This window comes from Microbacterium phyllosphaerae, from assembly GCF_050628115.1.
Lineage (GTDB): Bacteria > Actinomycetota > Actinomycetes > Actinomycetales > Microbacteriaceae > Microbacterium > Microbacterium phyllosphaerae_A.
Genome location: NZ_CP192502.1, coordinates 1,807,819 through 1,825,654 on the forward strand (window position 1 = coordinate 1,807,819; position 17,836 = coordinate 1,825,654).

Below are 17,836 nucleotides of genomic sequence, written 5' to 3' on the forward strand. Positions count from 1 at the left end.
CCTCATGACTTCCGTCCACCCATCCGAACCCGAAGGAATCTCATCATGAACGCGCTCACCCAGACCGTCGACCTGCACAACGGAGTGGAGCTGCCTACGCTCGGCTTCGGCACCTGGCTGCTCAAAGAGGGCGACGAATGCTATACGGCAGTCTCGAACGCGCTGCGCCTCGGCTACCGCCACATCGACACCGCCCGCGGATATTACAACGAAGCGTCAGTCGGACGCGCGATTCGCGACTCGGGGATTCCGCGAGAAGACATCTTCGTCACGTCGAAGTTGCCGGCTGAAGCGAAATCGCTCAAGAAAGCGCTCGAGGACTTCGAAGTCACGATGACCGAGATCGGCCTCGACTATCTCGATCTCTTCCTCATCCACGCCCCATGGCCGTGGGCCGAGGAGGGCGCGGATTACCGATCGGAGAACCGTGAGGTGTGGAAGGCGATGGAGCAGTTCCTCGCGAGTGGTCGAGTCAAGGCGATCGGCGTCAGCAACTTCAGCCGGGCCGATCTCGAGAGCCTTCTCCCGTCCTGTGACGTCAAGCCGATGGTGAATCAGATCCGGTGGTTCATCGGGCTCGACCCCTCGGAGACCGTAGATTACTCCGTCGCGAACGGTCTGATCGTCGAGGCCTACTCGCCGTTCGCGCACGGTCTGATCGTGAACCACCCCGAGATCGCGGACATCGCTGCGTCCTACGGTGTGACGGCCCCGCAACTGTGTATCCGATACCTCCTGCAGAAGGGCGCGGTGGTTCTTCCGAAGGCGACGAGTCCCGATCACATCCAGCAGAATGCCGAACTCGACTTCACGATCAGCGACGCAGACCTGGCGACGCTCGGGGCCATGCGCGATACCGAGCAGCACCCCGATGCCATGGAGTTCCGTCGGGAGTGACGCGAGGGGCGGGTTGCACGCGGATCGAGGGAACGGGCGAGCGAGGGCCCCGTCGAACGACGAGCAACGAGAAGTCATCGTTGTCACCGGGGCTGCCGGAACGATCGGGACGGCCCTGCGGCCGCGTCTTGCCCGCTCCGGACGGTCTTTGGTTCTTGTCGATCAGAGAAAGCCGGCTGGGCAGGTCGGCACGAACGAAACGTTCCATCGCATCGATCTCGGCGATCTCGAGGCGATGACTGCCGTCTTCTCACGCAGCCGACTCGTCGTGCATCTCGGTGCGATACCGACGGAGGAGCCGTGAGAGGAGCTTCTTCGCGTCAATTGATGGTACCCGCAACGTGCTCGAGGCCGCCGTCTAGGCGGGCGTTGGGAGGGTGCTCCTCGCCAGCTCGGTCCACGCGGTCGGGATGCGCCCGTCCACTTCGGTTGCCGACGACCGTGAGCCGCGCGTCCGACCGGACGGCTATTACTGAGTGAGTAAGGCGGCGTCGGAGGCACTCGGCAGCATGTACGCGGATCGGTACGGCATGCTCGTCGTGTCGCTAAGGATCGCCCACTTCGCTGAGGCGCCGACGGATGAGCGCGGGCTCTCACTGTGGCTTTCGCCGGATGACTGCGCTCGAGCCGTCGAAGCCGTGCGGGAGGCTTCAGCGACCGGGCACCATATCGTGTGGGGTGTCTCAGCGAACACCCGGAATTTGGTCAACAGATCCGCGGGAGAGGGGCTCGGTTTTCTGCCCGCGGTCGATGCCGAGAACCATGTCTCCGAGATCCGACAGGGACCGACAGCACATCATAATCTCCGCGGCGGAGCGTTTCTTGCGCCGGGACGGACACCAGGCGCGCGCTTCTCCTTCTGATTGTTCTCATCATGAGCGCATTCACAGGCGCCGATGGTTGATGACAGAGCGCAATCGCAGGCCCCGCACCGAAGAACTCGGCACTGCTTCCCTTTCATCGTCAAGCCCCGTGAGGGTGACACAACTTCGATGGATCACTGCGTTGTGGCCCTCCTCCTCTCGCGATCCGCGTACCGGTTTGGCTGCGTGGTTCGTTCCGGGCGTAATCGTGTGGCAATGATTCCTCTGGCGACCTCGATTTCGGCCCTGGGGATGATTGTGGTTTCGTATGCCTCGAGGAAGCGAGCGGCGTATGCGACGTCGATCGGGCGCCCCGCGATTCGTGCGCCGGCGGCCATTGCTTGCTGACGCTCCATTTCCTCGGGCTCCCAGAGAGCCTCCTCTCCTTGAACACTCACCGACGAGTGGCGGCGGCAGCCCGAGAGGTCGAGCCGCCGAGCCGCCGAGCTGCAGCTCGGGCGCGAGGCGCTTGCGGCGCAAGGCCCCGCTCCCGCCCTGGATCCGGTCGACCAGCACGGCGACGGCATCCGCGGCGATCGACGAGAGCGGCTGGACCACGGTCGTCAGCGTCGGCCAGAAGACGCGCGAGAGCTCGCCTCCGTCGAAGCCGGTGACCAGCACGTCGCGAGGCACGTCGTGCCCGCGTTCCCGCCGTTCTCAACACTGAACACGCGGCACGTCGCGCCCACCTCGATGTCATGTCGTCGGACGAGCCGGTGGAAGCTCTGCCAGCGCTCGACGCGGCTCGTGGTCGCGTCGTCGGTCCCGGCGTAGCCGACCGAGGTGACGCCCTGCTCGACGAGGTGCTCGAAGAGCAGTTGGATGCCGAGCTCGTTGTCGACCCCGCCGAAGTCGGCGATCGGCTTGTCCAGCGCGCGGTCGACGGTGACGACGGGGATGTCGTCGGGGACGTTCGAGATCGAGGGCATCGATGCCGTGCGATCGGAGGAGACGATCAGGATGCCGTCGACACGGCGATCGCCGAGAAGCGGCCGCAGACATTGTCAACATCTTCTTCGGAACCAATCGATGGATAGAGTTACTGGTACGTCTACGGCAAAAGGTAGCTCCTATCGCCGTCGAGCGCAAATGGCGAAGCCTGTCGCTGCGGGCCCTCCTGAGGCTCGACCTCTACGACGCAGAAGCGGTTGCCCTCGGGATCGGCGAGTGAAGTGAGCCGCATGCCGGGGTTTTCGTTAAGTGCGTGCCGGCGCAGCGTGGCACCTAGCTCGAGGAGTCGATCCGCCTCAGCCTCCCTCGCCCCCCAGGGGACACGGAAGTCGAGGTGAAGCTTCTGAGAGCTCGGCCCCGGTGTCGAGGCGCGCTGGAAATGAAATCGGAGGTGGACGGCGTCGGTCAGCAGGAACACGTCGTCATCGGTACCGATCGGTTCGCCGCCGGCGGCGCTGGCCCAGAACTTTGCGAGTGATCGTGGGTCGGCGGCGTCGATGGTGATGCTGCTTAGGCTGAGGACGGGGTTGTTCATGGTCGGTCTCCGGTCTTGAATCGGGTGTCAAACGGCGGGGATGATGCCGCCGTCGATGCGGTACTCGGCGCCGGTGATCCAGCTCGCGCGGTCGGAGGCGAGGAATGCGACCAGCTCGGCCGCTTCCTCTGGCGTTCCTGGGCGGCGCATGGGGATACTCAGATGGTCGACGATGTTCTGCTGCATCTGATCAAGGGAGATGCCCTGCGCTCCGGCCATGTGTCCTATCGATGCCCGGGCACCTTCGGTCATGATGAAACCTGGGAGTACGTTCACGACTCGCACGCCGGATGGGCTCACTTCTGTTGCGAGGGTGCGGCTGTATGCATTCAGGGCTGCCTTCGACGCCGCGTACGACGCCTGTCCGGCTTGGGGGAAGTGGCTGGAGATCGAGGAGATGTGCACGACTACGCCGCGGCCACGCTCGATCATGGCGGGGACCAAGTGGCGGTCGAGGCGCACGATGCCTAGGAAGTTCAGCGACAGGTCTGCCGACCAGGCCGCATCGGGGATCTCGAGAGACGGAGCGTCGGCGCTCAGAACCGCCGCGTTTTGCACCAGCACGTCGATCGGGCCATAAGAGAGCGCGGCCTCGGCGAAAGCTTTGACGCCGTGCGGCGTTGCGAGGTCCGCGTGGACGAAGGTGGCTTCGAGAGACTCGGGCGGCGCTGATCGTGCACCGACGATCACCTCTGCGCCGGCGGCGCCGAACCGCCTCGCCATGGCCAAGCCGAGTCCGCGTGACCCTCCCGTGACAAGAACGCGCTTTCCGGAATATTCCTTTTCACGAATGTGCATGGTCGCAACTATATCGATGATCGTCGATCATAGATAGGTACTAGGCTGGAAGCATGCGAACGGTCTTCCATCCGGCCCTCGAGGACGTCAAGTTGCACGAGGTCATGCACGCCCTGGGCAGTCCCGTGCGTCTGGCGGTCGTGAGAGGACTGCTGGATGGCGGAATCCACCAGGGGAGCGAGTTCGATCTTGGGGTCAGTCAGTCGACGATGAGTCATCACGTCAAGATCCTTCGCGAAGCGGGGATCGTCCAGAACGACCCGCAGGGAACGCGATGTCTGCTCTCGTTGCGCACGACGGAATTGGAGTCACGATTTCCAGGACTGGTCGAACAGCTCAGAATTCTGCTGCCGCATTCAGTGAACGACGGGCCCTGCCAGTGAAGAGCATCGGAGTGCTCGGCGGCATGAGTTGGGAGTCGTCGCTGCAGTGGTACCGGCTCGCGAACGAGCGTGTGCGGGAGCGTCTGGGCGGCCATCATTCCGCCCGCATCATCCTCGATTCGCTCGACTTCGCCGACATCGAAGAGCTACAGGCGCAGGACGACTGGGATGCCGCGGGAACCCTGCTCGCCGACCATGCCCATGGTCTCGAGCAGGCGGGCGCCGACCTCATCGTGCTCTGCACCAACACGATGCACCTGGTGGCCGACCGAATCGAAGACGCGATCGACGTTCCGTTCCTCCACATCGCCGACACCACGGCCGCGGCCGTGCTCCGCGCCGGCATCCTTCGGGTGGGGCTGTTGGGCACCGCCTTCACGATGGAGAAGCCGTTCTATCGCAAGCGGCTCGAGAGCCAGGGGATCGAGGTGCTCGTCCCGGATGCCGCGCATCGGGCCGGCGTGCACGCGGTGATCTACGACGAGCTCGTGCACGGCGTCATCCGACCCGAATCCCGCGCGTACTATTGCGAGGTGATCGACGCGCTCGTCGCCCAGGGCGCGGGGGGCGTCATTCTCGGGTGCACCGAGATCGAGTTGCTAGTGTCCGCGTCGGATTCACCGGTGCCGGTTTTCCCGACGACAGCTCTGCACGTAGATGCCGCGCTCGCTGCGGCGGGGGTCGCCGCCCCGCCTGAGCGACCCCGATCCGGGATATAGTGACTGGTTCGTCTACGCCGTCCTGACCTGAGGGAGGCCTGAAGTGCCTGAGGACACGATAGCCCCGAAGGCAAATACAACGCGCGGTGCCCACACGTGCCAGCGAATCCTCGACGCGACCAACGTGCTGTTCTACGACCATGGCATCCGCGCGACGAGCGCCGACCGAATCATCGAGCAGGTCGGCAAAACCAAGGTCACCTTCTACCGACACTGTCGCTCAAAGAGCGACCTCGTGGTCCCCTACCTCGCACAACAGTCGGCTGCCGAGTAGGCATGGATGAAGAGCACCGTACATGTCGGAGAACCACTCGCGACGGCACGTACGATTGCTGCCGGCATCGGGCGGGCCAGCTGTAGTCCCGGGTTTCGCGGCTGCGCGTTCGTAAATGCCGCCGCAGAGTATCCCGATCGCGACGATCCGGTGCGCCTCGCCGTCGATGCGCACGTGGCTGGCTGATCGACTTCTTTGCAGCGATCGCAGACCAGACCGGCGCGGGCGACGTGACCTCGGTTGCGAACCAGCTGATCATCCTGCGCGACGGGGCAATGGTGAACGGGTACCTCGGGGACTCAGCCGCCCTCGTGAGCTCCCTTGAGGCCGGGTTTCTTGCGATTCTTGGATCCGATCTCAGCATTGAGCGTTGAAGTCCTTGATCGCCTGTGTCGGTATTGAAGACGACATGATGTCGGCTCGGTGTCCGCTTGCATCGCCATATCGTGACCTCGGCACGTTCCGAATCCCCAGGAAGAAGTCGGACGCGCCGCCGTCGACCTGCTCATCGGTCGGCGTGAAGGCCGGTCAGATCGCGGTAACTTCGTGTCTCTGAGGTGTTCCGTGGTTCCGGGGCGAACTGCACGTGCCATCATGCCCTAGTAGCCGACAGGCATCGGTGATTTGTATACTGATTTGGGGTTTCTCCGATAATCTACCTTGTGTCTTGTGTCGTCATCCCGTGGCGGAAACGATCGTTCTCGGTGAGGTTGCCGCCCCGGTGCCCAGGCGCGCGACACGCGGGGATCAATCCGCCGAACCCCCCTGCCGAAACCGAATCGCGCCGAAACCTGGGTCGTAGCGTATTCGGCGGGCACACTCGCCTTAACCGCGACGGGCACTCACGCTGGAGGGTATGGACTTCAACGGAGTGGTTCCCGTCGACGCAACCGATCCAAGCACTGCGGTCGAGGCCCGCGTCCAGGCGCTGCCATACCCGGTGATCGAGTTGCAGCCCCAACCCGCGTTAGCACGGGTGCCAATTCCGGGTTTCCTGGAGAGCGCCGGCACCCTTGGTCTGGAGTTCTCGTCGGTGTCATTCACCTACGCGCGCTAACGTCGCCCAGAGAATCACGCCGACCCCCGCAACGAGATCGACCTCGACGATCACCTGCGGCATTCAATCGAGGATGAGCTGCCCTGGGGCTGTAAGTCGCGGAATTAAGTGATGTGTCTTCGACGATGATAGCTGTCGGGGGCGTTGCCCCGGCCTGCGGACAGATAAACGACCCGATAGGGGGCACTATACTTCCCATCGGCCCGGGCTAGAAAGCGTGACAGTTCGACGCCCGAAAATGGACCGGGAAGCCGAGTCATGAGCACTCGTTCCATGGGATCTCGCCTGGGGTGAGAACGTATCGTCCCATAAAGGGTTGTGGGGCAGGCCGATCCCCCTCGGCCTGCGCCACAACGTACTTTCGCGCGCGTCAGCCCCGAATGGTGAGGTAGCGGATCAGCCCGTCGGCAGTGAAGGTGAACGCGATCCTGCAGAGCGCTGACACGCCCCTATCTGCGGGCGAACTGCTTCTCCTTGACGAGATGCTCGGGCGGATCAGCGCGATGCCCAATCCTAAGAAGGTCTCGCTGAGATCGTCGCTTGAGGGGCACTGGTGATCGTAGGATGCGGTTTCGTTGAGCTGATCGGCGAAGGCGGACGCGCTTGATGCGAGCATCCACGTTCAGTGTCCTGTGGCTCGATGATCTTCGGTGGGGTCGAGCAATTGATCGTTTGCCTGTGGCATCAGAGGCGCCAGGGGCTGGGGCTAATCCTCGCTCGGGTCTTGAGTCGACGGTGCGGAGTCGAGGGCAGTTCCGAGGATGGTGATGAGCTGCTCAAGAGCTTCCGGCGGGAGTTGCGCAAGCGGGCTGGTAGCGAGCGCGGCGTCAATGATTGCCTCGCGGACGTAACCGCCCTGCTTGGTCAGGGATACGAGTCGTGAACGCCGGTCGTTCGGGTCCACAACCCGTTCGATCAGGCTTCGATCAGCGAGCTGATTCATGACGAAGGTGAGGTTCGGTGCGTTGCAGAAGAGTCGTTGGGCGATGGACTTCATCGACGGCGGCTCGGACTCTGGATCGATCGCCCACAGCGCCTGCGCGGTCGCGTGGGTGAGGTGGTGCTCCGCGAGAGCGGTGTCAAGGCGATCGTTCGCTTGCATCACCACCGACTGCGTGGCTACGACGGCGATCTCCAGCAGATTTCTGGTCACCTCCTCAGTCTAGGCAACTTGCTTCAAGTCTCGAAACACCTATATAGTTTGAGTCTCGAAATATCATGCTGGTTGACGCTGGCGCTTGGAGGAATAATGCGAAGGCTTGACTACGCGGGGGCGACTGCGCTCATCACCGGTGCTTCCAAGGGGATCGGAGAGGAACTCGCCCGAGCCCTAGCGGCGCGGGGTGCCCGCCTCGTTCTCGTCGCTCGTTCGGCCACACGGTTGGATGAGGTCGCCGAACAGCTGAGGGCCCGTGGCGCTGATCGTGTTGATGTCATCGCTGCCGACCTCTTCAATCGTGAAACAGCTCGCTCGGTCACCGAGGAACTCGATGCCCGGGGGCTGACGGTGGACATTCTGTTCAACAACGCGGGTCTTGGCGCTGTGGGCCCGTTCCTCGACCGTCCCCTTGCTCATGACCTTGGCTCCGTGGATCTGAACATCACCGCGATTCTCGGGCTTACCCACGAGCTAGGGGGACGGATGAAGCAGCGTGGCGCGGGCGGGATCATCAACGTCGCCTCCGCGGCGGCGTTCCAGCCCATGCCGTATCAAGCCAGCTACGGCGCATCGAAGGCGTATGTGCTCTCCTTTACTGAGGCTCTCGCAGAGGAGCTGAGGGGGAGCGGGGTGCGTGTGATGGTCGCGCACCCCGGCCCCGTCAAGACGGGGTTCTTCGACAGCACCACCGCCAGAATCGACCCGCGCGCTGTGAGTCCTGCGCAGATCGCCACGCGTATCCTCGACGACTTCGTGCGAGGACGATCGACGTCGTTCCCGGGACGGTTCTCTGATCGGGCGACGGCGCTCGTTCCTCGGTTGCTTCCGCGAGCGGTCATCGCACGCGTCGTCGGGAACCTCAACCGCAAGAACGGCTACGACCATGTGGAAGACGTCACCCCTTCATCGCCGACACACAGAGTCCAGCGCTGAACCGAGATATCGAACAGAGAGAAGCCATCGTGGCAGAGAACTCAGTCGCCCCTTCAGGCGAGACCGCGTGGGTCATCACCGGACCCACTTCCGGCATCGGCTACCGCACCGCACTAGAGCTCGCAGCTCACGGCACGGTTATTCTTGTCGGCAGAAATGCTGACAAGCTCTCCGTCGTCGAGAAGACCATCACCGAAAACGGCGGTCACGCGACCTCGATTGTTGCGGACATGTCTGACATCGTGAGCGTCCGCCGCGCTGCGTCGGAAATCCTCGGGCTGGGTCTACGAATAGGCGGGGTGCTGAACAATGCCGGAGCGATGCCTGCCACATCGACCCTCACGCCGCACGGATGGGACTCTACCTTCGCCACAAACCACCTAGGGCCCCTCGCTTTCACCGATGCCCTCGTCTCAAGTCTCCCGGACCGGGCGAATGTAGTGTTCATCTGCTCCTCCACCGAGGACCCCACCGATAAAGCAGCGACTCGCTCGGGCTTCCGCGGCAGCCGTTACATCTCCGCAGAGGCCAGCTCGCGCGGCGAGTATGAGCCAGGCGGATCGACCCAGGCCGGCGCAGATGCGTACGCGACGTCAAAGCAGGGCAATCTCGCGACCGTTTTGAGCATGGCACGGCAGGTACCGCGACTCCGGTTCCGAGCCGTTGAGCCCGGCTTCAACCCCGGCTCCAGCCTTTCCCGGGACCTGCCCCTCGGCTTGCGGATCATGACCAAAGCACTCATGCCCTTCGCCGCATTCATCCCGGGCCTGAATACCCCGCGCCGCGCTGCGCGCACGATCGTGCGCGTCCTCACCGACCAATCACCCGCGACCGGCGTGTATTACGACGGGACGGGCCGCACGATGAGCGGGTCCGAGCGGGTCAGGGACCTGCGTTTCAGCGACCGGTACCTCGCCGAGAGTCGCGCGCTTCTCGCCACCATCCCGCAAACCGGGCCAACCTGGCCACAAGATGAACCTATCTAGTTGCGTCGTGGTCCTATATCCGTGAGCTGGTGCTGTGACTCTTGGGTAGCACCACCACTCCAGAACCTCTCTGATGCTCAGGGAGGTTCAATTGGCGCTGGCCCGGTGCGGATCGATGCCTCATGTGCGGTATACGGCCGAGCGTCGAGGGGATCGATCCACCGTTCCTTGGGTGGTCTCTTGATTCCAAAGAGTGAGCCGGGGCATCCCATCCAGCGCATCAGGATCTGAATCGCCCTGGGTTTGGTTCCTAGGGGTTTCCAAGGCTGACGGTTGTCGGCTCTGGTGATTCGAGGTCAGCGTAGTGGGCGGCCTCGACTTCCGGGGGGGGTAGTCGAGTTCGGCGTGGAGACGCTGGCCATTCCACCACCACCCCCATTCCAGGGTCGCGAGCTCGACCTGCTCGATGGTCGGCCAGGGCCCTCGGCGTCGGATCAGCTCCGTCTTGTAGAGCCCGTTGACGGCCTCGGCGAGGGCGTTGTCGTAACTGTCACCGACGGATCCGACCGAGGGCGTCGCCCCGAGCTCGAGGATCCGGTCGGTGTAGACGAGTGAGACGTAGTTCGATCCTCTGTCGGAGTCATGGACCAGCCCGGTGATGTCGCCGCTGGACCACGCCGCCATCTCCAACGCTGGCAGCGGCGATGCTTCCGTGCGCAGCGAGGCGGAGACGGACCAGCCCACCCACGATTCGGCGAGAGAACACATCGGTCACGAACGCAACGTAAGCGAACCCGGACCAGGTCGCGACATAGGTGCTGTCCGAGCCCCAGAGCCGGCAGGGTGCGTCCGCACGGAACTGGCGCCTCACGAGATCCGCGGGCCGGAGGGCTGCCGGATCGGGGCGGGTGGTGAACACCCGGCGAGAGCGTCGGGCGCCCTCCAGGCCGAACGCGCGCATGATTCGACCGGTCTGGTCTCGTCCGATCAACCACCCTTACCGGCGCATCAACGCGTGCATCTTCCGGGCCCCGTAGACGCCGTAGTTCTCCACATGGAGGCGGGCGATCTCGGCGCCGAGAACATCATCACGAGTCACGCGGGACGACCGGGGCCGGGACTTGGCGGCCCGATAACCGCGCGCGGTGAGGAACCCACTGGCTGTCGCACCCAGAGTGCGGCAGATGGCCTCGACCCCGAAACGATCCCGGAACATGTCGACGTACCGGATCATCTCGTCGTGGGGCGGTCGAGTTCCGCCGCGAAAAAAAGCGGACGCGGCGATCACTGCCGATTCTCCCATCGACCTCGGCCCGGAAGGCGCGGACCACGAGCAACGCGTGAACTGAGTTGGAAGCGCGGCTGCGCGGGGGTGCGCGTTTCGCAGAAGCTTCTCGTAGGGTCAAGTCGTTTGAGTGAATAGCGGGAGATGCTTCGCGTAGGACGCTTGATTTCTCGTGGGTCAAATACTTGATCGAGGGCCAAGTTGAGTGACGACGCACAGTCACGTGTAGGTTCCGCAGCGATCGTGCAATAGCCACGTTCTCGCAGAGAAGGGACGCGGGATCATTCGATCCCGCGTCCCTTGTTGCGTGCTGCGGTTCTTCGACGCCCGCCCAGCCGTCGACGACGTGCGCTTCCCCGGTCAGGGCCCCTGGGGTCAGTTCAGGCCGCTGAAATGGAACGGCACGACATGTCCGCCCGCGTGGGGCGCTGTCGGCAGCTGTCCAGGTGCGAGATGTGCGGGACCGGGCGCGGGCGCGGCGGGGTACCCGTACGGCGCCGGCGGCCCGTAGCTCGGCGGGGTGGCCGGACCCTCGTCGGGGAGCGCCGAGGGCTTCGCGCTGCTCCCGCGGAGGATGAGGGCGAATACGGTGACGGCACCGACGAAACACAGGAACAGGAACCCCACGTACAGAGCCATAGGGTGCCAGAACCAGGAGATGACGTCCACGGTGAGCCTTTCGATGCGATCCGCTCCGCAAATGCGCGATCCCGTGAAGGATACCTGTTGCGCCGGGGCACCTCATGGCAGCCCGCACCGCGGATCTCGGGACCTCTACGACGGCGTCGGCCTCACCGAAGACGTCAAGAAGTTCCTGCACTACAACGCCAACAAGGCGCTGATGAACCTCGGCTACGACGCGATGTTCCCCTCGACCGTCACGAACGTGAACCCGGCGATCCTGTCGGCGCTCTCGCCGAACGCCGACGAGAACCACGACTTCTTCTCGGGGATCGGGCGCCTCCTTCGTCATGCGTCGTCGCCGTCTCAGGTGCGCTCGTCCGCCAGGCGGGCGCGTCGCTCCTCCTCGCGCTTCGAGTAGGTGGCGGCACGGATCGCATCGTCGGACTCGAGGCCGGTGCCCAACGCTCCGCCGAGGGTCGCCGCCGACGCGACGAACCAGGTGAGTACGAACAGATCGCCGACCTCGACGGTTCGGCCGAGAGATTCGCTCATCACGGCCGTGTCGAGCACGAAGAGCGCCCAGGCCAGGTTCACGAGATACAGCGCCAGATAGCAGATGACGATGCCGATGGTCAGAGTCAGCAGCGTCGATGTGTTGTAGAGACGGGACCGCTCACGGGCCTGAGGCGAGTCGTCGTCTGGACGATCCCAGAGCCTGCCGTCGATCACTATCCAGGCGATGATGATCGCGATGGAGGCCACCGTCGCCGCGACCAGACGCCAGCCGGACAGCGCGCTGGCGAGCGACCACACCGTCGGCTCGATCGTCGCCACCGCGCCGGTCGCCAGGGCCGCGACCAGCGCGGACTTGAGCCCGGCGGCGAGCAGCCAGGGACGATTGGCGAGCACCATGCCCAGAAGCACGCGCCCACGGGCACTGAGTCCGGGGAGCGGCAGGCGCTGCTCCCCGGGCGAGGCGGGCTCAGCCATCCCGTCGACGAGCCCCCTCACCGCGTGGCGGGCGCGGCTCTGCACCCGAAACCCGCCCAGAGCGGGGAGCGACAGCACTGCGGAGTGGCGTCGAGAATCGATGGCCGCCAGCAGATAGCGGCCGTCATCATCCCGAAGCGGAAGCTCGGTGACCCCGATGACCAGATCCCACCGGTTCTGGTCGGCGTGTGCACGAAGGCGCTCCAGGGCGATATCGACGTCCTCAGACCCGAGGGTGAACGGCTCGCTCACGAGTTCGACGATCCAGTCGTCGGCCGCGGCGGCGAGGGGCGGCGTGAGGTCGGTCATCCGACGCGCAACGGTCGTGGGTGAAGCAGGATCCGCCATGAGGCCCACTCGGATCGGCTCCATGTTCGCAACCTACACCCGCCTCCCGGCGGCCAAATCGGCATGTGCGATCGCCGCGCTGCTCGGTCGAGGGACAGGTCTGCCAGCGAAGGGGTGGATGCTGCGGCATCCGCCCCCTTCGTCGTGCAGTCCGCCGGTCAGGCCGGAGTGTCGTTCGGATCGAGCGTGCGAAGAGTGTCGCGCTCGACCTCGTTGTCGGCCGTCAGCTGGTCTTCGGTGTTCTCGTCGCCGCCGATCGCCGCATCGCGGTCGGGGCTCGCGTCGCCCTGAATCGCCCCGCGGGGTGATTCGCCGTGCGAGCTGTCGCCCTGGATGGCGCCGCCCTGCGCTGCGCCCTGCGCGTTCTCTTCTTCGGCGTCGCCCTGAATCGCCCCGCGGGGTGATTCGCCGTGCGAGCTGTCGCCCTGGATGGCGCCGCCCTGGGTGGAGCCCTGGGCGTTGCCGTCGAGCTCGTCGGTGTGACGCCCGGCATCCGCCCTCGCCTGTCCGTCCGGCGCAGTGTTGTGCTCGGGGATCGCCTCGGGGGAGCCTTCTGCGGGCTGCTCGGGGTGCGGGGTGCGTCCTGTGTTCTGGTCCATGGGGCGAACGTACGTCCGCCCCAGCCACGCGTGGAGGGCATTGACAAACGCCTCACATGCGCTCGGACCCCGGTCAGTCTTTCTTCGCCGTCCGGATCGGCGTCGTGGCGGCGACCTCGTCGCTGAACTCCGCCGGGTCAGCCTTGTCATCGAGGATCTCAGCCTCGTCGATGACGTTCAGCGGCCTGGTCTCATCGAGCGTCATCAGGAAGCGACTGTTCTCGGACCGGTGCAGGCGACCGGAGGTGAAGACCCAGATCGCGCCGATCGCGCAGGCCACGAACCCGGCGGTGCCGCCGAGCATGATCGCGCTGCGAGGGCCGAACGTGTCGGCGACCCACCCGGCGATGGGGGCTCCGACCGGAGTCGACCCCATGATGACCGCCATGTAGAGCGCGAGCACGCGGCCGCGCAGAGCAGGAGCGGTCGTCATCTGCACGTAGCCGTTCGCGGTCGTCAGCAGTGTGACGATCATGAAGCCGGTGAACGTGAGCGTGACCGCATAGGAGATGTACGTCGGCATCGCCGACGATATGAAGGCCGCGACGCCGAAGCCACCGGCCGCGAGGATCACGACTCGTACCCTGGCGCGGTCGCGTCGGGCGGCGAGCAGTGCGCCGGCGAGGGAGCCGATCGCGAGGACCGAGCTCAGCACGCCGTAGCCGTCGGCTCCCGCCCCGAACTCCAGCGCCATGGTCGACGCGAAGATCGGGAAGTTCATGCCGAACGCGCCGATCAGGAAGACCGTCACGAAGACCACGCGCAGGTCGCTGCGCCCCCACACATAGCGGAAGCCCTCGGCGAGCCCACCGGGGCGCCGGTTCTTGAGACGCGGTGCGAGCTGGCCGGTGCGCAGCAGGAGGAGCGCGACCAGCATCGCGAGGAACGTGACGGCGTTCGCGATGAACACCCACCCCGATCCTATCGCCACGATCAGAAGGCCACCGACCGCCGGGCCGATCATGCGGGCGAGGTTGAAGGATGCCGAGTTGAGGGCGACCGCGTTCGACGTGTCGCCCGACGAGACCATGTCGGAGACGAACGCCTGCCGGGCCGGGGCGTCGAACGCGTTGACGACACCGAAGCCCGCGGCGAAGCAGAACATCATCGGCAGGGTCATCACGCCGTTGAGCAGCAGCACACCCACGGCGATCGCGAGCAGCAGCAGCGCCGACTGCGTGGCCATCAGGATGCGCCGGCGCTCGAATCGATCGGCGACCCATCCGGTCAGGCTCACGAGCACGAGCGGCGGGCCGAACTGCAGCGCCATCGTGAAGCCCATTGCCGCAGCGTCGTTGTCGGTGAGCTCGGTGAGCACGACCCAGTCCTGGGCGGTCGCCTGCATCCACCCGCCGATGTTCGAGACGAGGGCGCCGGCGAACCAGATGCGGTAGTTGATGTTCGAGAACGAACGGAACATCGCGCTCATCGGTCGACCACCTTTCGCATCAGGGCGCTGGCGTCGCGCAGCGTCGCGAGTTCTTCCTCCGTGAAGTCGAGCTCGGCGAGCATGTCGGCGAGCAGCTCGTCTCGGCGCTTGATGGTCTGCGCGACGATCTCGGTGCCCGCCTCGGTGATGTCGACCTGCACGCGACGGCGGTCTTCGGCATCCGGAGTGCGGAGCACGAAACCCTGCTCCTCGAGCCCGTTGATCATGTTCGTCATCGACGGTGCAGTGACGCGCTCGCGCTCGGCGAGGGCCGTGATCGTGCGGCGACCGTGCATGCGCAGCGTGGCGAGCACGGCGAGCTGCGCATCGCTCATCGCGTCGACGGCTCGTGCGCATCGCAGGCGCCGTGCGAGTCGGAAAGTCGCCATGCGCAGGTCTGTCGCGGTGAGGTGGAGGGATTCATCAGACGCAGACATTACTTAGACAGTCTAAGTAATTTCCCGCAGAATCGGAAGTCGGATGCCGAAGTCGGTCGGGAGCACACGCCAGAATGGACGGGTGACCCGCACCCCCGCCATCGAAATCGCCGTCCAGGATCCTGCCGGAGTCCGCATCGCCGGAGCTGTCGGCGCCGCCCGTGTCGAACTCGCGCAGGCGCTGCCGCTCGGTGGCCTGACGCCCTCACTCGCCACGATCGAACTGGCGGTCGAGACCGCTCGCGCCGCGGGGCCCGAGGTGCACGTGCTGATTCGCCCCCGTGCCGGTGGGTTCCATTACGACGCCGACGAGATCGCCCTCTCCGAGCGTGACGTCCGCGCGGCGATCGAGGCCGGCGCCCACGGCGTCGTGATCGGGGTCCTCGATGCCGAGGGCCGCCTCGACCTCGACGCGATGGCCCGGCTGCGTGACGCAGCGGGCGGAGCATCCGTCACCCTCCATCGGGCGATCGATGTGACCGCCGACCCCATCGCCGCGCTCGTCGCCGCGCGCTCGCTCGGCCTCCGCCGCGTGCTCACCTCGGGTGGCGCCTCGGTCGCGATCGACGGCATCGACACGCTTCGCGCCCTGGTCGCCGAGGCCGGAGGTGCGATCGAGGTCATGGCAGGGAGCGGAGTGGATGCCGCCAGCGCCGAAGCCCTCGCCGCGACCGGAGTCGACGCCCTGCACTTCTCGGCCAAGCGCACCGTGCACGAAGACGGCGGAGTTCGCATGGGGTCGGCCTCCGACGGCGTCGGCGGCTACGAGGTCACCGACCTCGCCATCGCCCAGGGCGTCATCGCCGCGCTGTCGGCCTGACTGCGCCGCGCGCGGCGCCTGACCTGGCCTGACGCTGGCCTGACACGCGCGCGCACTCTCAGTAGGGTGGGGGCGTGACGGATACGCGTGAGTTCACGGATGCTGACGGCATCGCCATCGTCTACGACGTCCACGAGGCGGCGGGGGATGCGCGGGGAGTCGTGCAGCTGCTGCACGGCGTCGGCGAGCATGCGGGTCGCTACGGCACGCTGGTCGCCGCTCTCACCGAGGCGGGCTTCCACGTCTACGCCGACGATCATCGCGGGCACGGCCGCACTGGCATCCGGCAGCACGGGGGCCCTGCGAAGCTGGGCCGACTCGGCAAGGGCGGTCTGATCGCCGCCAAGGAGGCCGTCTGGCAGCTCACCGGCATCATCAAGGACGAGCATCCTGATCTTCCGCTCGTCCTGCTGGGGCACTCGTGGGGGTCGTTCCTCGCGCAGATGCTCGTGAACGACCACCCCGAAGCGTGGGATGCCGTGATCCTGTCGGGCTCCGCCCTGCGGATGCCGGGTTCTCTCAACGCCGCACCGCTGAACGCCCGCTGGGCCGCAGACGACGCGACGGGGCTCGAGTGGCTCAGCCGCGACCCCGCGGTGTGGAAGGAGTTCGACGAGGACCCCCTCACCACAGACGTGCCGCTGCTGAAGCTGTTCGGCCCGATCGAGGCCGCGAAGCTCTACGGCCGCCCCCGCAAGGACCTCGGCCGCGACATCCCGATGCTGCTCCTCGTGGGCCGCGACGACTCGGTCGGCGGTCCCCGCAGCGTCCACAAGCTCGCCGACGAGTACCGCACGCGCTCTGGGCTCACCGACATCACGACTCTCGTCTATCCGGATGCGCGTCACGAGATCTTCAACGAGCTGCAGCAGGACGAGGTCCGCGCCGACATCCTCTCGTGGCTCGACACGCACATCCCTGCGCGCTGAGCCGCGTCGCACCCTCCCGCGCGTCCGCGTGTTACGCCCCGTGAACGGGTGTTACAGCGGGTGAATCCGCGTGACGTCTACCCGACATATCGGTCTCCCCTCCGCATAGATTCGCGGCGAGAGGGAGGTGCGTGGTGGGTTTCGAAGACGAGTGGCGGGCGTGGCACGAGTCGCGTGAGCGGTATGCCGGGGCGGAGTACGGTCCGGCCGCGCTCGAGTCGACGAACTGGCTCATCACCGAGCCCGCTGCCGTGGAGGGGGTTCCGGGGCTCTGGGCGCTCACGGGAGACGGAGGTATCCGCGGCAGTGACCTCGGCACATCCGGGTCGGTCGTCACTCTGCGCGGCAGCGAGTCGCTGAGGCTCGGACGGCGGGAGCTGCGCGTGTTCGATCGACGCGGCACGGTCGCCCTGCGGGTGTTCAACCCGAGGCGACCCGAGCGTGAACGGTTCAGCGCGATCGACGCGTATCCGCCACGGGAGGGCTGGCGGATCGCGGCGGTGTTCGAGCCGACGCCGGGGGAGACGATCGCGGTGACGTCGATCGACGGGCACGTCCACGATTCCGACCTGGCGGGCAGGCTGCACTTCACCCTCGACGGCGTCGCCGTGACGCTCGCGGCCACCCGCACCCCGCAGGGCGCTCTGACGGCGGTCTTCGCCGATGGGACGAACGGCACCGAGACCTATCGGTTCCGCTTCCTGCCGATCGAGGAGCCGGACGCAGGCGGATCCGCGGTGATCGACTTCAACCGGGCCTACCTGCCGCCGTGCGCGTTCTCGGACCAGTACGTCTGCCCGCTTCCGCCGGCCGGCAACCGCTTCTCTGCGCCCATCCGCGCAGGAGAGCGGGCGGTGGTCCTCGGGCGCTGATCCGCGGG

The 17,836-nt window shown here is 65.8% G+C and carries 23 protein-coding genes, 1 pseudogene and 1 other annotated feature; of the genes and pseudogenes, 11 read left to right on the forward strand and 13 right to left on the reverse strand.

The window, feature by feature from the left end; all coding sequences use genetic code 11:
- Positions 1 to 45: 45 nt before the first annotated feature.
- Together ACQ4LY_RS08360 and ACQ4LY_RS08365 are read left to right on the forward strand one after the other, a co-directional pair.
- Complete coding sequence (locus ACQ4LY_RS08360) at positions 46 to 897, forward strand: aldo/keto reductase (RefSeq protein ID WP_431075554.1); 852 nt, start codon at positions 46 to 48, stop codon at positions 895 to 897.
- Positions 872 to 1,201: an NAD-dependent epimerase/dehydratase family protein gene (locus tag ACQ4LY_RS08365; protein ID WP_431075555.1), complete on the forward strand. Its 330-nt coding sequence runs from the start codon at positions 872 to 874 to the stop codon at positions 1,199 to 1,201. The genes ACQ4LY_RS08360 and ACQ4LY_RS08365 overlap by 26 nt, the downstream gene beginning before the upstream one ends.
- Before the next feature lie 580 nt (positions 1,202 to 1,781).
- Here the strand turns inward: ACQ4LY_RS08365 and ACQ4LY_RS08370 are convergent.
- The 4 genes from ACQ4LY_RS08370 to ACQ4LY_RS08385 form a co-directional block, all read right to left on the reverse strand.
- Positions 1,782 to 2,393, reverse strand: coding sequence for a substrate-binding domain-containing protein (locus tag ACQ4LY_RS08370; protein WP_431075556.1), 612 nt, complete (start codon positions 2,391 to 2,393; stop codon positions 1,782 to 1,784).
- Positions 2,324 to 2,689, reverse strand: coding sequence for a hypothetical protein (locus ACQ4LY_RS08375; RefSeq protein ID WP_431075557.1), 366 nt, complete (start codon positions 2,687 to 2,689; stop codon positions 2,324 to 2,326). The genes ACQ4LY_RS08370 and ACQ4LY_RS08375 overlap by 70 nt, the downstream gene beginning before the upstream one ends.
- Positions 2,690 to 2,811: 122 nt before the next feature.
- Positions 2,812 to 3,246: a VOC family protein gene (locus ACQ4LY_RS08380; protein WP_431075558.1), complete on the reverse strand. Its 435-nt coding sequence runs from the start codon at positions 3,244 to 3,246 to the stop codon at positions 2,812 to 2,814.
- A gap of 27 nt (positions 3,247 to 3,273) precedes the next feature.
- On the reverse strand, positions 3,274 to 4,044 hold the full coding sequence (locus ACQ4LY_RS08385; RefSeq protein ID WP_431075559.1) for an oxidoreductase: 771 nt from the start codon (positions 4,042 to 4,044) through the stop codon (positions 3,274 to 3,276).
- Between the two features lie 53 nt (positions 4,045 to 4,097).
- On the opposite strand from ACQ4LY_RS08385, the gene ACQ4LY_RS08390 reads away from it, so the two are divergent.
- The 3 genes from ACQ4LY_RS08390 to ACQ4LY_RS08400 are packed head-to-tail and all read left to right on the forward strand — an operon-like array spanning position 4,098 to position 5,420.
- Entirely contained in the window at positions 4,098 to 4,427 is a 330-nt protein-coding gene (locus tag ACQ4LY_RS08390) for an ArsR/SmtB family transcription factor (protein WP_431075560.1), read from the forward strand.
- The gene (locus ACQ4LY_RS08395) at positions 4,424 to 5,146 is read left to right on the forward strand and encodes an aspartate/glutamate racemase family protein (protein ID WP_431075561.1); all 723 of its coding nucleotides are present in this window, start codon (positions 4,424 to 4,426) and stop codon (positions 5,144 to 5,146) included. The genes ACQ4LY_RS08390 and ACQ4LY_RS08395 overlap by 4 nt, the downstream gene beginning before the upstream one ends.
- A gap of 43 nt (positions 5,147 to 5,189) precedes the next feature.
- Positions 5,190 to 5,420, forward strand: coding sequence for a helix-turn-helix domain-containing protein (locus tag ACQ4LY_RS08400; protein WP_431075562.1), 231 nt, complete (start codon positions 5,190 to 5,192; stop codon positions 5,418 to 5,420).
- 1,427 nt (positions 5,421 to 6,847) lie between these two features.
- On the opposite strand, the gene ACQ4LY_RS08405 is transcribed toward ACQ4LY_RS08400, so the two are convergent.
- Positions 6,848 to 7,093, reverse strand: a complete 246-nt coding sequence (locus ACQ4LY_RS08405; RefSeq protein ID WP_431075563.1) for a hypothetical protein — start codon at positions 7,091 to 7,093, stop codon at positions 6,848 to 6,850.
- A gap of 90 nt (positions 7,094 to 7,183) precedes the next feature.
- Positions 7,184 to 7,630, reverse strand: coding sequence for a MarR family winged helix-turn-helix transcriptional regulator (locus ACQ4LY_RS08410; RefSeq protein WP_431075564.1), 447 nt, complete (start codon positions 7,628 to 7,630; stop codon positions 7,184 to 7,186).
- 72 nt (positions 7,631 to 7,702) lie between these two features.
- On the opposite strand from ACQ4LY_RS08410, the gene ACQ4LY_RS08415 reads away from it, so the two are divergent.
- Both ACQ4LY_RS08415 and ACQ4LY_RS08420 read left to right on the forward strand, forming a co-directional pair.
- On the forward strand, positions 7,703 to 8,569 hold the full coding sequence (locus ACQ4LY_RS08415) for an SDR family NAD(P)-dependent oxidoreductase (protein ID WP_431075565.1): 867 nt from the start codon (positions 7,703 to 7,705) through the stop codon (positions 8,567 to 8,569).
- Between the two features lie 29 nt (positions 8,570 to 8,598).
- Entirely contained in the window at positions 8,599 to 9,555 is a 957-nt protein-coding gene (locus ACQ4LY_RS08420) for an SDR family NAD(P)-dependent oxidoreductase (RefSeq protein WP_431075566.1), read from the forward strand.
- A 120-nt stretch (positions 9,556 to 9,675) separates the two neighbouring features.
- On the opposite strand, the gene ACQ4LY_RS08425 is transcribed toward ACQ4LY_RS08420, so the two are convergent.
- The 3 genes from ACQ4LY_RS08425 to ACQ4LY_RS08435 form a co-directional block, all read right to left on the reverse strand.
- Positions 9,676 to 10,263 carry an integrase core domain-containing protein gene (locus ACQ4LY_RS08425; protein ID WP_431075567.1) on the reverse strand — a complete coding sequence of 196 codons (588 nt, stop codon included), beginning with the start codon at positions 10,261 to 10,263 and terminating at the stop codon, positions 9,676 to 9,678.
- A gap of 229 nt (positions 10,264 to 10,492) precedes the next feature.
- Positions 10,493 to 10,783, reverse strand: a complete 291-nt coding sequence (locus ACQ4LY_RS08430) for a hypothetical protein (RefSeq protein ID WP_431075568.1) — start codon at positions 10,781 to 10,783, stop codon at positions 10,493 to 10,495.
- Positions 10,644 to 10,769, reverse strand: a sequence feature (AL1L pseudoknot). Its footprint overlaps the gene before it by 126 nt.
- Before the next feature lie 372 nt (positions 10,784 to 11,155).
- Complete coding sequence (locus tag ACQ4LY_RS08435; protein WP_431075569.1) at positions 11,156 to 11,449, reverse strand: hypothetical protein; 294 nt, start codon at positions 11,447 to 11,449, stop codon at positions 11,156 to 11,158.
- 94 nt (positions 11,450 to 11,543) lie between these two features.
- Here ACQ4LY_RS08435 and ACQ4LY_RS08440 point away from each other — a divergent pair.
- Positions 11,544 to 11,822, forward strand: a pseudogene (locus ACQ4LY_RS08440) (hypothetical protein); the annotation flags it as partial.
- Here the strand turns inward: ACQ4LY_RS08440 and ACQ4LY_RS08445 are convergent.
- From ACQ4LY_RS08445 to ACQ4LY_RS08460, 4 genes are all read right to left on the reverse strand, one after another.
- Entirely contained in the window at positions 11,768 to 12,766 is a 999-nt protein-coding gene (locus ACQ4LY_RS08445; RefSeq protein WP_431075570.1) for a hypothetical protein, read from the reverse strand. The pseudogene ACQ4LY_RS08440 and the gene ACQ4LY_RS08445 sit on opposite strands and share 55 nt — an antisense overlap.
- Positions 12,767 to 12,900: 134 nt before the next feature.
- Positions 12,901 to 13,341, reverse strand: coding sequence for a hypothetical protein (locus tag ACQ4LY_RS08450; protein ID WP_431075571.1), 441 nt, complete (start codon positions 13,339 to 13,341; stop codon positions 12,901 to 12,903).
- Positions 13,342 to 13,414: 73 nt separating this feature from the next.
- On the reverse strand, positions 13,415 to 14,761 hold the full coding sequence (locus ACQ4LY_RS08455) for an MFS transporter (RefSeq protein WP_431075656.1): 1,347 nt from the start codon (positions 14,759 to 14,761) through the stop codon (positions 13,415 to 13,417).
- A 5-nt stretch (positions 14,762 to 14,766) separates the two neighbouring features.
- Positions 14,767 to 15,207 (reverse strand): MarR family transcriptional regulator, encoded by a 441-nt coding sequence (locus ACQ4LY_RS08460; protein WP_431075572.1) that lies wholly within the window; start codon positions 15,205 to 15,207, stop codon positions 14,767 to 14,769.
- A gap of 82 nt (positions 15,208 to 15,289) precedes the next feature.
- Between ACQ4LY_RS08460 and ACQ4LY_RS08465 the strand changes: the two genes are divergently transcribed.
- The 3 genes from ACQ4LY_RS08465 (at position 15,290) to ACQ4LY_RS08475 (ending at position 17,828) form a co-directional block, all read left to right on the forward strand.
- Positions 15,290 to 16,027, forward strand: coding sequence for a copper homeostasis protein CutC (locus tag ACQ4LY_RS08465; RefSeq protein ID WP_431075573.1), 738 nt, complete (start codon positions 15,290 to 15,292; stop codon positions 16,025 to 16,027).
- 74 nt (positions 16,028 to 16,101) lie between these two features.
- On the forward strand, positions 16,102 to 16,956 hold the full coding sequence (locus ACQ4LY_RS08470) for an alpha/beta fold hydrolase (protein WP_431075574.1): 855 nt from the start codon (positions 16,102 to 16,104) through the stop codon (positions 16,954 to 16,956).
- 131 nt (positions 16,957 to 17,087) lie between these two features.
- On the forward strand, positions 17,088 to 17,828 hold the full coding sequence (locus tag ACQ4LY_RS08475; RefSeq protein WP_431075575.1) for a DUF1684 domain-containing protein: 741 nt from the start codon (positions 17,088 to 17,090) through the stop codon (positions 17,826 to 17,828).
- The last annotated feature ends 8 nt before the right edge of the window (positions 17,829 to 17,836 follow it).

Coding starts and splice junctions, on each gene's coding strand:
- ACQ4LY_RS08375 (WP_431075557.1), bottom strand. CDS start 2,689: ATGCCCTCGATCTCGAACGTCCCCGACGACATCCCCGTCGTCACCGTC.
- ACQ4LY_RS08360 (WP_431075554.1), top strand. CDS start 46: ATGAACGCGCTCACCCAGACCGTCGACCTGCACAACGGAGTGGAGCTG.
- ACQ4LY_RS08445 (WP_431075570.1), bottom strand. CDS start 12,766: ATGGAGCCGATCCGAGTGGGCCTCATGGCGGATCCTGCTTCACCCACG.
- ACQ4LY_RS08450 (WP_431075571.1), bottom strand. CDS start 13,341: ATGGACCAGAACACAGGACGCACCCCGCACCCCGAGCAGCCCGCAGAA.
- ACQ4LY_RS08365 (WP_431075555.1), top strand. CDS start 872: ATGCCATGGAGTTCCGTCGGGAGTGACGCGAGGGGCGGGTTGCACGCG.
- ACQ4LY_RS08380 (WP_431075558.1), bottom strand. CDS start 3,246: ATGAACAACCCCGTCCTCAGCCTAAGCAGCATCACCATCGACGCCGCC.
- ACQ4LY_RS08455 (WP_431075656.1), bottom strand. CDS start 14,761: ATGTTCCGTTCGTTCTCGAACATCAACTACCGCATCTGGTTCGCCGGC.
- ACQ4LY_RS08390 (WP_431075560.1), top strand. CDS start 4,098: ATGCGAACGGTCTTCCATCCGGCCCTCGAGGACGTCAAGTTGCACGAG.
- ACQ4LY_RS08460 (WP_431075572.1), bottom strand. CDS start 15,207: ATGTCTGCGTCTGATGAATCCCTCCACCTCACCGCGACAGACCTGCGC.
- ACQ4LY_RS08425 (WP_431075567.1), bottom strand. CDS start 10,263: ATGTGTTCTCTCGCCGAATCGTGGGTGGGCTGGTCCGTCTCCGCCTCG.
- ACQ4LY_RS08385 (WP_431075559.1), bottom strand. CDS start 4,044: ATGCACATTCGTGAAAAGGAATATTCCGGAAAGCGCGTTCTTGTCACG.
- ACQ4LY_RS08405 (WP_431075563.1), bottom strand. CDS start 7,093: ATGCTCGCATCAAGCGCGTCCGCCTTCGCCGATCAGCTCAACGAAACC.